Below are 12,309 nucleotides of genomic sequence, written 5' to 3'. Positions count from 1 at the left end.
ACGCTGGTCATTCTCCTTGCTGCAGGGTGCGGGTGCTGCCGTTGAGGGTCGCCGCGGGGGAGTCCCACAGGCCGAGGACGGCCTCGGTCAGCCGGTCCTCGAGGCCCTCGACCGCGCGCACGCGGAGCACGACGGCGGCGCCCCGCACCTCGCCGTCCGGGCCGGTGGCGGCGGTGGTGGTGAAGCCGTGCGCCAGCGCGCCCGTCCAGAACTCCGCGGCGGCCTTGAGCGCGCCGTAGGAGGCGTTGCCTGCCCGCGGCGTCGCGACGGTGGTGGAGGAGACGATGGCGACCCGGCCGGCGGGCGAGGCGACGAGGTCGTCCCAGAACGCCGTCGTCGTCAGCCGCAGGGTGGTGAGCGAGGCCTCGAGGAACCGGAAGTCCGCCTCGCTCTGGCCGGCGATGCCGCCACCGCCGCGCCAGCCACCCACGAGCGGGAGGACGGCGTCGACGGGGCCCACGCCGTCGTGCACCGACGCGACGAGAGCGGCGACGGCCGCGGGGTCGGTGAGGTCGGCGCGCAGGGTGGTCACGCGCTCCAGGCCGTCGAGCTCCGGGATCTCCCGGCGCGCGACGGCGACCACCCGGGCACCCGCCTCGCCCAGGGAGCGGGCGAGGCGGGTGCCGAGGGCGGAGGAGGCGCCGGCGAGCAGGACGGTACGTCCTGCCGCGCCGGTGCCCGGGGTGTCCGAGCCCTCGGGGTGAGCCGCAGTCGGTGCCGTGTCGGGCAGGTCAGGCATCGGCGGCGGTGATGCCGACCGTCGAGTCGATCACCGGCTTGAGCTTCTTGCCGAGCGCCTCGTGGAACATCGACAGCGGGAACTCGTCATCGAGCACGGCGTCCGTGTAGCCCTTCGGCAGCCCGGCGAGGATCTCGCGGGACAGCCCGGGGGCCCACTGCGACGCCGGGTGCGGCGGCAGGACGCTGCGGACGAGGTCGTAGGCGGCGAGCCAGTGCACGACCTTCGGACGGTCGATCGAGGCCCAGTAGAGCTCGTTGATCGCGTCCGAGAGAGCGACGACGGCGATCTTCGCGGCCTCCCAGTCGATGTGCAGCTTGACGTCGGTCCACTCGATGACGTGGCGCTGGTGCAGCCAGGCGAACAGCAGCTGCCCGCCGAGCCCGTCGTAGTTGCGCACGCGGGAGCCGGTGAGCGCGAACCGGAAGATCCGGTCGAGCACGACGCCGTACTGCACCCCGCGGGCGTGCCGACCCTCGGCGCGCTCGACCTCGGTGAGGTCCTCCCCAGCGGCCAGGCGGGTGGCCGTGCGCTCCTCGATCGCGACCGCCTCGCGGAACGCGGTGAGGTCGCAGCGCATCTCCTCGAGCGAGTAGAGGAAGAACGGCATCCGCTGCTTGATCATGAACGGGTCGAACGGCAGGTCGCCGCGCATGTGGGTGCGGTCGTGGATGAGGTCCCACATCACGAACATGTGCTCGGTCTGGTGCTGGTCGTCCAGCATCGCCGCGAGGTCCGCGGGCAGCTCGAGCTTGGTGATCTCGGCAGCCGCCTTCGTGACCCGGCGGAACCGGGCGGCCTCGCGGTCCTGGAAGATCGCGCCCCAGGTGAAGGTCGGGATCTCGCGCATCGCGACCGTCTCGGGGAACAGGACCGCCGAGTTCGTGTCGTAGCCGGGCGTGAAGTCGACGAGCCGGAGCGAGCAGAACAGCGCGTTGCTGTACTGCTCGGCCTCGAGCTGCGCGACGGACTCGGGCCAGATGACCTCGACGATCAGCGCCTCGACGTGACGGTTGGTGGAACCGTTCTGCGTGTACATCGGGAACAGCACCAGGTGGCGCAGCCCGTCGACGCGGTGCAGCTGGGGCTGGAACTCCACGAGCGAGTCGAGGAAGTCCGGCACGCCGAAGCCACCCTCGCGCCAGCGGGCCAGGTCGACGACGACGGCGCGCAGGTAGCTCTCGTCGTGGGGGAAGCAGGGGGCCAGGGCCTCGACGGCGGTGATGATCCGCTCGACGAGCGCGGTCGCCTCGGCGTGGTCACCCGCCTCGGGCACGGAGCCGTCCTTGACCTGCAGCGCCTGGATCGTCGTCGCGGCGGCCTTGAGGTCGAGCCACGCCGCCGAGGTCTCGACGTCGCGGGCGAGCGCGAGACGGTCCTCCAGGACCTCGGGCTCTCCGATGATCGCCTTGGCACCGTTGATGGTCTGCGACATGAGAAACCTCCGATCCTGCGGTCGGCGGCAGCGGGGTCGACCGCGCTGCCGCGGGGGCCGACGGCGCCGGTCGCGCTCGTGGGTCGGGCAAGCGTAACGGGTCGGTCCAGCATGCGGACGCACGGTGCGCCGGGCGGCGGTCAGGGCGCCGTCGTGCCCACCCGGCCGACGTCGGTCACCGGTGACTCCCCGCCAGGAGCGCGGCCAGGAGACCGTCGAGGTCGACCAGGGCGATGCGGGTGGAGCGGTCGCTGCAGCCGTACGGCAGCACGAGGGTGCGGCCGTGCCGCAGGGCCCCGGGCTGCCGCTCGTGATCGCGGGGGTGGTGCAGGACCGGGCCTACTTCGAGGAGCGGGTGGCGCCGCTGGTGGACGGCGAGGCGGTCAGCTACGTCGGCGCCGTCGGCCCGCGCGAGCTGTCGCGGCTGCTCGGCGGCGCGACGGCGCTGCTCCACCTCATCGACTTCGCCGAGCCCGTTCGGGCTGTCCGTGGTGGAGGCGCTCGTCGCCGGGACCCCGGTGATCGCCCACCCTCTCGGCTCCATGCCCGAGCTGGTGACGGCCGGCCTCTCCGGCTTCCTGGTGCACGACCGCGACGAGGCGGTGCGTGCGGTCGCCGCCGCCCCGGGCCTGGACCGGTCGGCCTGACGGGCGGACGCCGTCCGCCGGTTCTCGAGCGAGCGGATGGTCGCCGACTACGAGGCGCTGTTCCAGCGGGTGGTCGACGGCGCGGTCTCGCCGCGCTGACGCGGCCGCTCGGCCGCGCCGCTGCTCGCACGGGAGCCCGCGTCCCACGATGCGGGACGAGGCGGCGGCACGTGGTGCTCCCGCGGTGCGGGGCGCACTCTCGGAGCAGGAGGTGGGCCGTGGACGGGGTCGGTGTCGTGGTGCTGGTGGGCGCCGTCGTGCTCGCGCTCGGGGTCGCCCTGTGGCGTCGCCGGCGCGACGGGCGGGTGGTGCCGACCTCGCGTCCGGGGGCCGTCGCGGTGCCCGGCCTGGCGGACGACGGGATCCCCGTCGTCCTGCAGCTCTCCTCCGAGGTCTGCGCCCCGTGCCGGGCGGCGCGGCGTCTGCTCACCGACCTCGTCGCCGGGCGCGACGACGTCGCGCACGTGGATCTCGACGTCGCCGAGCACCCCGGGCTCGTCCGCGAGCTCGACGTGCTGCGCACCCCGACCGTGCTCCTGCTCGACGGCGACCGGCGCGTGCGCTTCCGGGTCGCCGGGGTGCCGGACCGGAGTGCGCTCGTCGCCGCGCTGGACGACCTCGCCCCGCGGGCGGGCCCTCGACCGCCACCACCACCAGCACCAGCTCCCGCACGACCACCCGCGCCACCACCCGCGCCACCACCCGCGCGAGCGCGGGTCCACCCCCGACGAAGGACTGACCGATGGCCCGCCCCACCCCGATCGACCCCCGCGGCCCGCGGTTCGCTGCCGCGCTCACCTCGCTCGTGCTCGCGGTGACGCTCGTGCTCGGCGTGCCCCGCGGGCTGGTGCCGCTCGGCCTCCAGGCGCTCGTGTTCGCCGCCGGCGTGGCCCTCGGGCCGGGACGCTCCCCGTACGCGGCGGTCTTCCGACGTCTCGTGCGCCCGCGCCTCGCCCCGCCGCGCGAGCTCGAGGACCCGCGCCCGCCGCGGTTCGCGCAGGCGGTCGGGCTGGGGTTCGCCGTCGTCGGGCTGGTGGGCGGCGCGCTGGGCGCGTCGGTCGTCTTCTTCGTGGCCGTGGCGTTCGCGCTCGTGGCCGCGCTCCTCAACGCCGTCGTCGACCTCTGCCTCGGCTGTGAGGTCTGGGTGCTCCTGCAGCGCCTCCGACGCCGCGACGTCGGACCGCGCCGGACGGCCGTCGCCGGAGGCTGAGGCCCCCCGTAGCGTGGAGGGATGAACGCCCCCGTCACCCCGGACCTCCACCTCGGTCGCGTCGTCCTGGTGCGCCACGGCGAGAGCGTCGCCAACGCCGCCGGGATGTTCACCGGCGTGCTCGACGTCCCCCTGTCGGAGCGCGGCGTCGAGGAGGCGCGCCGCGCCGCTCGGCTCGTCGGCGCCACGGGGCTGAGGTTCGACGTCGCGATCACCTCGGAGCTCGAGCGGGCCTGGCACACGGCCGACGTGCTGGCGCGGGAGCTGTCGGCGCTGCCGACCTTCGTGCGCGACTGGCGGCTCGACGAGCGCTGCTACGGCGCGCTGACGGGACGGACGAAGACCGAGGTCTGCGACGAGGTCGGCGAGGGCCAGTTCCTCGCGTGGCGCCGGTCGGTCCGCGTGCCGCCGCCCCCGATGGACGACGCGCTGCACGCCGAGCTCGCGGCGACGCCCCTGTTCCAGCGCCTCCCGGCGGCCGCCCTGCCGCGGACGGAGTCCCTCGCGGACGTGATGGTGCGCGTCACGCAGCTGTGGCGCGAGCGGGTCGAGCCCGTCGTGCGCGGCGGGGGTGCGGCGATCGTGGTCGGCCACGGCAACTCGCTGCGGGCGCTGTGCGGGGTGCTCGACGCGCTGTCCGACGTCGAGGTCCAGGCGCTCGGCCTGCCCACCGGCCACCCGCTCCTCTACGAGCTCGACCCGACGGCGCCGCCGCGGGACGGGCTGCTGGTGCCGCTCGTGCGGGGCGGGGTCTACCTCGACGGTCCGGGCGCGCAGGCCGCGGCGGAGCGGCTCGCGCGCGAGGGCGGTACCTGAGTCCTCGCGCCCCTTCGACCGTCGGGGTTACGGTCGGGACCGGAGGTGGTGGCGATGACGGGGTCGACGCAGCGGTGGGAGGAGCCGGCGCGCCGCGCGATCGCGCTCGCGGCGCAGGCACGGGAACGAGGGAACCACCCGTTCGGCGCGGTCCTGGTGGGGCCCGACGGCGCCGCCCTGCTGGAGGCCGAGAACACCGTGGCCGACGACGGCGACGTCACCGGCCACGCCGAGACGAACCTCGTGCGGCTCGCGACGACGACGCTGCCGCACGACGACCTGCCGGCCACGACCCTGGTCAGCAGCTGCGAGCCCTGCGCGATGTGCGCGGCCGCGATCTACTGGGCCGGCATCGGTCGGATCGTCTACGCGCTGCCCGAGCACGTGCTGTACGAGATCGCGGGGGAAGACCCCGAGAACCCGACGCTGCGTCTGCCCTGCCGCGACGTCGTCGCGGCGGGGTCCAAGCCCGTCGACGTGGTGGGTCCGATGCTCGAGGACGAGGCCGCCGAGGTCCACCGGGACTTCTGGGCGTGAGACCCCCCGCCGGGCGCAGCCCCGACGCGACCTGGCAGAGTGGCCACCCGTGACGACCTCGCCCGTGGAGAGCATCGACCGCGCCCTGCTCGTGCTCGTCGCGCTGGCCGAGGCCGGACCCGACGGCGCGAGCCTCGCGACCCTGGCCGACCGCGTCGGCGTGCACAAGACGACGCTGCACCGGGCGCTCGCGGCGCTGAGCTTCCGCGGCTTCGTCAGCCAGGACCCCGCCTCCGGCGTCTACCGCCTCGGACCGGCCGGCCTCACGCTCGGTGACGGCTACCTGGGCGGGGACAACCTCGCCGTCGTGCTGCACCCGGCGCTCGTCGCGCTCTCGCGCGAGGTCGACGAGCTCGTCCACCTCGGGGTGCTGGTGGGGGCCCAGATCGTCTACCTCGACAAGGTCGAGCCGCAGCGCCCCGTGCGCGTGTGGTCCGCCGTCGGGCGCCGGATGCCGGCCGCGACGACGGCCCTCGGCCGGGCGCTGCTGCTGGATCGCGTCGGGACCCGCGCGGCGCTCGCGCCGTACCTCGAGCCCGGGACCACCGAGGCCGTCGCCGATCGTGCCTGGTCCGTGATCAGCGGCGCCGCTGCCACGGGGTTCGTGCACGAGTGCGAGGAGAACGAGCCCGGGATCGCGTGCGTCGCCGTTCCCCTCGTACGTGGTGGGGCCACCGTCGCGGCCGTCAGCGTGACGGCGCCGCGCGAGCGGTTCGACGACGAGCGGCTGGCCGAGGTGGCGCGGGCCATGCGCACCGTGCTGCCCGCGCTGCTCCCGCCCGGGGTCGGGGTCCGCCCGGTCTGAGACCGGCTCGGAGCCTGGCGCCCGCGAGTCGGGTCTGCTTCAATAGCACCATTGAGCGCAACGCACGTTGCGCCTAGCGGAATCATTGGAGATTCGATGGACGTCCTGTCACAGCTCGCCGCCGCCACCCTGGTCCCCGTCGTCGTGCTCGACGACGCGCGCGACGCCGACGGCCTCGCCGGCGCCCTCGTCGCCGGCGGGCTCCCGGTCGCCGAGGTGACCTTCCGCACCGCCGCCGCCGAGGAGTCGATCCGGATCATGGCCGCACGCGGGGACGTGCTCGTCGGCGCGGGGACCGTCCTGACCGTCGCGCAGGTCGACGCGGCCGTGGCGGCCGGGGCGCAGTACGTCGTCTCGCCCGGCACCAGCCGCGCCGTCGTCGAGCGCTGCCAGGAGCACGGCATCCTGGCGCTGCCCGGCGCCGTGACGGCCACCGAGATCCAGGCGGCCCTCGAGCTCGGGCTCACCACGGTGAAGTTCTTCCCCGCCGGCACGTCGGGCGGCGCGAAGGCCATCGCGGCGCTCGCCGCACCGTTCGGCGGGGTCTCGTTCGTCCCCACCGGCGGGATCGGTCCCGACAACCTCGGCGACTACCTCGCCCTTCCCGGTGTGCGCGCGGTCGGCGGGTCGTGGATGGTCCCCTCGAGCCTCGTGCGCGCCGGCGACTTCGCCGCCGTCACCGAGCTCACCACCACCGCGGTCGGCCTCGCCCGGCAGCTGCGCCCGGCCGCCTGACCGACCCCCGCCGTCGTCCCCGGACGACCCACCCCTGACGACCCGAACCCAGGAGCCCCCATGACCCACGCCCTCCCGCCCGAGGTGGCGGCCCTCGACCTCCGTCCCGCGTCCGAGTGCCGCTACGACGCCGTCTCGCTGGGGGAGGTCATGCTGCGCCTCGACCCGGGTGAGGGTCGCATCCGCACGGCCCGCAGCTTCCGGGCGTGGGAGGGCGGCGGCGAGTACAACGTCACCCGCGGCCTGCGCCGCGCGTTCGGGCTGCGCGGTGCGATCGTCACGGCGCTCGCGGACAACGAGGTCGGGCGCCTGGTGGAGGACTTCATCCTCACCGGCGGCCTGGACACCGAGTTCGTGCAGTGGGTGGACTACGACGGCATCGGCCGCAGCGTCCGCAACGGGCTCAACTTCACCGAGCGCGGCTTCGGGGTGCGCGGCGCCGTCGGGGTGTCCGACCGCGGCCTGACCGCGGCCTCGCAGCTGCGGCCCGACGACGTCGACTGGGACCGGCTCTTCGGCGAGCTCGGCGTGCGGTGGCTCCACACCGGCGGCATCTTCGCCGCGCTGTCGGAGGTCTCGGCCGAGACCGTGCTGACCGCCGTCACGAAGGCGAAGGAGTACGGCACGGTCGTGTCCTACGACCTCAACTACCGCCCCTCGCTGTGGAAGGCGATCGGCGGACAGGCCAAGGCGCAGGAGGTCAACCGGGCGATCGCCCCGCACATCGACGTCATGATCGGCAACGAGGAGGACTTCACCGCCTCGCTGGGATTCGCCGTCGAGGGCGTGGACGAGAACCTCGCCGAGCTCGAGACCGACTCCTTCAAGGCGATGATCGAGACCGCGGCCGCGGCCTTCCCGAACTTCAAGGCGATCGGTACCACGATGCGCACGGTCCGCAGCGCCACGATCAACGACTGGGGCGCGCTGGCCTGGTCGCCCGCGACGGGCGTCGTCGAGGCGACGCACCGCCCGGGTCTGGAGATCCTGGACCGTGTGGGAGGCGGCGACTCGTTCGCCTCCGGGCTGATCTACGGCCTGCTCGACGGCCAGCCCCTCGCCACGGCGGTCGAGTACGGGGCCGCGCACGGCGCGCTCGCGATGACGACCCCGGGCGACACGACGATGGTCACCAAGGCCGAGGTGCTCAAGCTCGCCGGCGGCGGCTCGGCGCGCGTCGACCGCTAGGACGAGCGGACGGACCGTCCCGCGCCGGGAACGACCGAGGGCCCCGGGGAGCAGCTGCCCCCCGGGGCCCTCGGTCGGTAGTCAGGCCCGTGCGCGGTGGCGTCGGGCGATCAGCACCGTGGCGCCTCCCGCCACGAGCAGACCCAGCGCTGCCCAGGCGGCGGTGAGGTCGGCGCCCGTGTCAGCGAGGTCGCCGCGCGAGGGTCCGCCCGCCGTCGGGCTGTCGGACGACGTCGGGTCGGTCGTCGGCGCCGTCGAGGTCGGGTCTGTCGTCGGGTCCGTGGTCGGGTCGACCGTCGGCTCCTCGGTGGGGTCGGGCGTCTCGACCGGTGCCTCGTAGGCGGTCGTGAGCCACCAGCTCGGCACGAAGAACTCGGCCGGGTCGATGACGCCGCGCTCGCCGGCCCAGTCGATGAGGAGCTGGCGGATCTCGAGCAGGCCGTCGTAGACGACGGGGGCGTCGGCCACGTGCGGGTACCCGCTGCCGCCGGTCTGGCGGTAGTTGTTGACGGCCATCACGAGCGTGTCCGCGTCACCCACGGGGGCGCCGTCGGGGTAGGCCAGCGCCTTGATGCGCGAGCCGACCGGCTCTGACACGTCGATCGTGTACGTCACGCCGCTGAGGACGTCGTAGGCGTAGTCCGGGATCGCGCGGTCGCCGCCGTAGACGGCGTTGGTGCCGGTCTCGGGGTCGAACGTCGCCCCGCGCTCGGTCTGCACGAAGTAGCGGGCCGAGTGCTCGAGGTACTCGCGCACCTGCGCCCCCGTCAGCTCGACGGCGCGCAGCGTGTTCTCGTAGATGTAGAGCCCGGCGATGTCGCGGATCGTGACCTCGCCCTCCGGGAAGAGGGCCGTGCGGGAGAACGGCGACGCCTGGCTGATGACGCGCTTGTCGGCGTGCTCCGTACCCTCCAGCGCCGCCTCGACCGTGGTCTGCTGCACGTGGTTGATGAAGTCGATGATCGCGGTGTCCTCGTAGCGCGAGCGCTCGGCGGGGAGGGCCTGCGTCGACGTCGCGACCGGCGTGTTGACGTAGGTGACGGTCGAGGCGTGCTGCTCCTCGATGGCGGCGACGACGTCGGGGTCCTCCGCGTAGCCGTCCTTGCCGTAGTGCGGCGTGACGGTCGGGGCGGTTCCCGCCCAGTCGACGTCGAAGGAGCCCTCGGCGTCGGGCAGCAGGGTGAGCGTCGTCTCGGTGATGCCGCGGGCCCAGTAGTTCGGCTGCGTGATGAGCGTCTGCTCGCCGTCGACGTTCGTCACCACGGTCTCGGGCAGGTCGCGGTGGCTGTGGCCGGCGACCAGCACGTCGATGCCGGGGACCTGGCGGGCGATGTTGCCGGCGACGTCCTCGTGCAGCGCGGCGGGGTCGTAGCCCTCGTCGGGCACGGTGCCCTGACCCGTGTGGGCGAGCACGACGACGACGTCGGCCTGGTCGGCGACGACCGGGACCCACTGCTTCGCCGCGGTGACCATGTCCTGGAACTCGAGCTTGCCGTCCACGTACTGCTCGTCCCACACCCGCACGCCGGGCGTGACCAGGCCGATGACGCCGATCGTGACGTCCTGCCCGTCGATCGTGCGCTCGATGAGCTCGTACGGCGCGTGGTAGGGCGCGCCCGTGGCGACGTCGATGACGTTCGCCCCCAGGACGGGCATGTCGACGTCGCGCTCGTAGGCGTCGAGCAGGTCGAGGTCGTAGTTGTACTCGTGGTTGCCCACGGTGCCGGCGTCGTAGCCGACCGTGTTGAACGCCGTCGCCATCGGGTGGGTGGTGGTGCCGTCCAGCACCTGCTGGCGGTTGTCGCCGTAGCCGTAGAGATACGTCAACGGCGTGCCCTGGATGGCGTCCCCGTTGTCGACGACGACGACGGAGTCCGCGCCCTTCGCCTCGCGGATCTGCTGGATCGCGGTGCTCGCGCGCGCCAGGCCGAGGCTGTCCGTCGGGGGGAACGGGGCGTTCGTGAAGTAGTTCCAGTCGCGCACGTGACCGTGCACGTCCGTGGTGGCCAGGAGGGTCAGCTCCACGGCCTCGGCGGGGGGTGCCGGGGGATCGGTCGGCACGGCGGCCGCGGGGAGGGCGAGAGCCGCGGCGCCAAGGGTGGCGACGCCGACGGCGATCGATCGACGGGTAGGCATGGGTGTCCTCTCGAGGGGTCAGGGGGCCGGACCACCGTAACCACGGCGTGTGTCGGGCAGGGAGACGGGACGTGAACTCGCCGGCCGCGGCGGCGCGGGTCCGGCCGCCGCCCGTCCGGGTCTTCCCGTCGGAGCGGGGCCGACCTAGCCTGGACAGGAACGACGCGACGGAGCGAACGTCCCGCCGCCCCTCGACGACGAAGGATGACGAACGATGACGCACTCCACGCGGGACTTCGACTTCGACCGCACGGTCCACACCGTCGTCAACCACCTCGTCGAGACGTTCCCCGACGCCGACCCGGCCGAGCTCGAGCGGGAGGCGACGGAGGCGACGGCGCACTTCGCCGACAAGCCGATCACCGACTTCGCGGACGTCCTCGCCGAGCGCGAGGCGCGGGCGCACCTCGCCGCGCAGCAGGGGCCGACGCCCACCGACTGAGGGCTCGTCCGCCGATGTGTACGGATGTACACTCGCCGCCATGACGGACTACTTCGCGGGCGACGACCGCACCAACCGCGAGCGCATGCTCGCCGGTGACCTCTACATCGCCGACGACCCCGACAGCGAGCGGCTGGCCCAGCGCGGGCTCGCCCTCGCCGACGCCTACCACCGGGCGGTCGTGGCGGGGGAGCCCGACTCCCGCAGCATCCTGGAGGAGCTGCTCGGCAGCCTCGGGGAGGGCGCCCACCTCAAGCCGCCCGTGTTCGTGGACTACGGCGAGAACATCCACGTGGGGGCCCGCACCTTCGCCAACTACAACCTCACGATGCTCGACGTCGCCACGATCACGATCGGGCAGGACTGCCAGATCGGCCCGAACGTCCAGCTGCTCACGCCGACCCACCCGGTCGACCCGCAGCCGCGGCGCGACAAGCTCGAGGCGGCCGAGCCGATCACGATCGGCGACAACGTGTGGCTCGGCGGGGGAGTGATCGTCTGCCCCGGGGTCACGATCGGCGAGAACTCGGTCATCGGTGCCGGTTCGGTCGTCACGCGCGACATCCCGGCGAACGTCGTCGCCGTCGGCAACCCGGCCCGCGTCCTGCGCGAGATCTGACCGTGGGCGACCTCGCGCCGATGCGGCTGGAGCCCGGCGAGCCGGCGGCCGGGGCGTGGCGCGCGGTCGGCGTCGCGGCTCTCCTGGACGAGCTGCTGCCGTCCGCTGACGTTGCGGCGGTGGGGGCCGGTGTCGGTGACGGGCCCACCCGGACCCGGGTCCTCGCGGTGGACGGCCGTGGCGGGGCCGGGAAGTCCACGCTGGCGGCCCGCCTCGCGGCCGTGGTGCCGGGCGCCGTCGTGGTCCACACCGACGACCTCGCCTGGCACGAGCCGTTCTTCGCGTGGGGTCACCTGCTCGAGGAGCTGCTCGACGCCGTCGCCCGCGGTGACGCCGTCGCGTTCCGCCCGCCCGCGTGGGAGCCCCGGGGTCGGGACGGGCACGTCGTCGTCCCCGCGCGCACGCCGCTCGTGGTGGTCGAGGGGACGGGTGCGGCGCTCGCGACCCGGGGCGGTCGGGCCGACGCCACGATCTGGGTCCAGGTGGACGCGCCGGAGGCGGAGCGGCGCGGCATCGCGCGCGACGTCGCCGAGGGCGCGAACGGAGACCTCGCGGCGGCGACGGCGTTCTGGCACGAGTGGAGCGCCGCCGAGCGGACCTTCGTCGACGAGCTGCGGCCGTGGGACCTGGCCGACGTCGTCGTGGCCGGCACCCCGGTCCTCGCGCTCGACGGCGACGACCTCGCCGTGGGGCGGATCCTGCTCGCCGACGAGCGTCCTGGACTCCCGGGTCCGGGTGACCGAGGCTGGGTGGGACGGAGGAGAACACCATGACGAGCGACGACCTCGCCCCGGGCGACCGGGTCAGCTGGAACACCCCGCAGGGCCGCACCCGCGGCACGGTGGACGAGAAGCGCGTGCGCGACTTCGAGTTCGCCGACCAGCACTTCACCGCCTCGGCGGACGAGCCCGCCTACCTCGTGACCTCGGAGAGGTCCGGGTCGCAGGCGGCGCACAAGGGCTCGGCGCTGCGACGGCTGAAGCCGCGCTGACCGGCTCGA

Annotated in this window: 16 protein-coding genes; 12 read left to right on the top strand and 4 right to left on the bottom strand. The window is 74.1% G+C overall.

Translation table 11 applies throughout. From position 1 onward, the window contains the following. Positions 1–7: 7 nt before the first annotated feature. From C8046_RS03880 to C8046_RS18610, 3 genes are all read right to left on the bottom strand, one after another. Positions 8–739 (bottom strand): SDR family NAD(P)-dependent oxidoreductase, encoded by a 732-nt coding sequence (locus tag C8046_RS03880; RefSeq protein ID WP_109228331.1) that lies wholly within the window; start codon positions 737–739, stop codon positions 8–10. Further along, positions 732–2,174 carry a DUF6421 family protein gene (locus C8046_RS03875; protein ID WP_109228330.1) on the bottom strand — a complete coding sequence of 481 codons (1,443 nt, stop codon included), beginning with the start codon at positions 2,172–2,174 and terminating at the stop codon, positions 732–734. The genes C8046_RS03880 and C8046_RS03875 overlap by 8 nt, the downstream gene beginning before the upstream one ends. A 175-nt stretch (positions 2,175–2,349) precedes the next feature. Beyond that, a complete protein-coding gene (locus C8046_RS18610) occupies positions 2,350–2,718 on the bottom strand; it encodes a hypothetical protein (protein WP_199224600.1) in 369 nt (122 codons plus the stop codon). Between C8046_RS18610 and C8046_RS18605 the strand changes: the two genes are divergently transcribed. The 8 genes from C8046_RS18605 to C8046_RS03835 all read left to right on the top strand — a co-directional run bounded on the left by C8046_RS18605 (position 2,663) and on the right by C8046_RS03835 (position 8,112). Beyond that, entirely contained in the window at positions 2,663–2,821 is a 159-nt protein-coding gene (locus C8046_RS18605; RefSeq protein WP_199224386.1) for a glycosyltransferase, read from the top strand. The genes C8046_RS18610 and C8046_RS18605 overlap by 56 nt on opposite strands. Positions 2,822–3,039: 218 nt before the next feature. Further along, on the top strand, positions 3,040–3,639 hold the full coding sequence (locus tag C8046_RS03865; protein WP_146197058.1) for a thioredoxin family protein: 600 nt from the start codon (positions 3,040–3,042) through the stop codon (positions 3,637–3,639). After that, positions 3,564–4,031, top strand: coding sequence for a DUF4395 domain-containing protein (locus C8046_RS03860; RefSeq protein WP_109228329.1), 468 nt, complete (start codon positions 3,564–3,566; stop codon positions 4,029–4,031). The genes C8046_RS03865 and C8046_RS03860 overlap by 76 nt, the downstream gene beginning before the upstream one ends. 21 nt (positions 4,032–4,052) lie before the next feature. Then, positions 4,053–4,847: a 2,3-bisphosphoglycerate-dependent phosphoglycerate mutase gene (locus C8046_RS03855; protein WP_109228328.1), complete on the top strand. Its 795-nt coding sequence runs from the start codon at positions 4,053–4,055 to the stop codon at positions 4,845–4,847. 54 nt (positions 4,848–4,901) lie between these two features. Beyond that, positions 4,902–5,384, top strand: coding sequence for a nucleoside deaminase (locus C8046_RS03850; protein WP_109228327.1), 483 nt, complete (start codon positions 4,902–4,904; stop codon positions 5,382–5,384). A 49-nt stretch (positions 5,385–5,433) separates the two neighbouring features. Further along, complete coding sequence (locus C8046_RS03845) at positions 5,434–6,189, top strand: IclR family transcriptional regulator (protein WP_109228326.1); 756 nt, start codon at positions 5,434–5,436, stop codon at positions 6,187–6,189. 96 nt (positions 6,190–6,285) lie between these two features. Further along, positions 6,286–6,924 carry a bifunctional 4-hydroxy-2-oxoglutarate aldolase/2-dehydro-3-deoxy-phosphogluconate aldolase gene (eda, locus tag C8046_RS03840; protein ID WP_109228325.1) on the top strand — a complete coding sequence of 213 codons (639 nt, stop codon included), beginning with the start codon at positions 6,286–6,288 and terminating at the stop codon, positions 6,922–6,924. Between the two features lie 60 nt (positions 6,925–6,984). Further along, complete coding sequence (locus C8046_RS03835; RefSeq protein WP_109228324.1) at positions 6,985–8,112, top strand: sugar kinase; 1,128 nt, start codon at positions 6,985–6,987, stop codon at positions 8,110–8,112. 81 nt (positions 8,113–8,193) lie between these two features. On the opposite strand, the gene C8046_RS03830 is transcribed toward C8046_RS03835, so the two are convergent. Next, entirely contained in the window at positions 8,194–10,248 is a 2,055-nt protein-coding gene (locus C8046_RS03830) for a 5'-nucleotidase C-terminal domain-containing protein (protein ID WP_109228323.1), read from the bottom strand. Between the two features lie 214 nt (positions 10,249–10,462). On the opposite strand from C8046_RS03830, the gene C8046_RS03825 reads away from it, so the two are divergent. From C8046_RS03825 to C8046_RS03810, 4 genes are read left to right on the top strand one after another with little or no spacing between them, the layout of a single operon-like run. After that, a complete protein-coding gene (locus C8046_RS03825; protein ID WP_109228322.1) occupies positions 10,463–10,690 on the top strand; it encodes a three-helix bundle dimerization domain-containing protein in 228 nt (75 codons plus the stop codon). 40 nt (positions 10,691–10,730) lie between these two features. After that, a complete protein-coding gene (locus C8046_RS03820) occupies positions 10,731–11,309 on the top strand; it encodes a sugar O-acetyltransferase (protein WP_109228321.1) in 579 nt (192 codons plus the stop codon). Positions 11,310–11,311: 2 nt separating this feature from the next. After that, positions 11,312–12,082 (top strand): uridine kinase family protein, encoded by a 771-nt coding sequence (locus C8046_RS03815; RefSeq protein ID WP_199224385.1) that lies wholly within the window; start codon positions 11,312–11,314, stop codon positions 12,080–12,082. Continuing rightward, positions 12,079–12,300: a DUF2945 domain-containing protein gene (locus C8046_RS03810; RefSeq protein ID WP_109228320.1), complete on the top strand. Its 222-nt coding sequence runs from the start codon at positions 12,079–12,081 to the stop codon at positions 12,298–12,300. The genes C8046_RS03815 and C8046_RS03810 overlap by 4 nt, the downstream gene beginning before the upstream one ends. The last annotated feature ends 9 nt before the right edge of the window (positions 12,301–12,309 follow it).

Origin of the sequence: Serinibacter arcticus (genome assembly GCF_003121705.1) — a bacterium.
GTDB lineage: Bacteria > Actinomycetota > Actinomycetes > Actinomycetales > Beutenbergiaceae > Litorihabitans.
Note: the sequence above shows the minus strand (reverse complement) of the source record. Positions and strands in the feature narration are given on the sequence as shown.

Bases quoted from the DNA above. Each gene is read 5' to 3' on its own strand.
- C8046_RS03810 (WP_109228320.1), top strand. From the start codon at position 12,079: ATGACGAGCGACGACCTCGCCCCGGGCGACCGGGTCAGCTGGAACACC.
- C8046_RS03820 (WP_109228321.1), top strand. From the start codon at position 10,731: ATGACGGACTACTTCGCGGGCGACGACCGCACCAACCGCGAGCGCATG.
- C8046_RS03875 (WP_109228330.1), bottom strand. From the start codon at position 2,174: ATGTCGCAGACCATCAACGGTGCCAAGGCGATCATCGGAGAGCCCGAG.
- C8046_RS03860 (WP_109228329.1), top strand. From the start codon at position 3,564: ATGGCCCGCCCCACCCCGATCGACCCCCGCGGCCCGCGGTTCGCTGCC.
- C8046_RS03825 (WP_109228322.1), top strand. From the start codon at position 10,463: ATGACGCACTCCACGCGGGACTTCGACTTCGACCGCACGGTCCACACC.
- C8046_RS03835 (WP_109228324.1), top strand. From the start codon at position 6,985: ATGACCCACGCCCTCCCGCCCGAGGTGGCGGCCCTCGACCTCCGTCCC.
- C8046_RS03830 (WP_109228323.1), bottom strand. From the start codon at position 10,248: ATGCCTACCCGTCGATCGATCGCCGTCGGCGTCGCCACCCTTGGCGCC.
- C8046_RS18610 (WP_199224600.1), bottom strand. From the start codon at position 2,718: ATGGAGCCGAGAGGGTGGGCGATCACCGGGGTCCCGGCGACGAGCGCC.
- C8046_RS03855 (WP_109228328.1), top strand. From the start codon at position 4,053: ATGAACGCCCCCGTCACCCCGGACCTCCACCTCGGTCGCGTCGTCCTG.
- eda (WP_109228325.1), top strand. From the start codon at position 6,286: ATGGACGTCCTGTCACAGCTCGCCGCCGCCACCCTGGTCCCCGTCGTC.
- C8046_RS03850 (WP_109228327.1), top strand. From the start codon at position 4,902: ATGACGGGGTCGACGCAGCGGTGGGAGGAGCCGGCGCGCCGCGCGATC.
- C8046_RS03880 (WP_109228331.1), bottom strand. From the start codon at position 739: ATGCCTGACCTGCCCGACACGGCACCGACTGCGGCTCACCCCGAGGGC.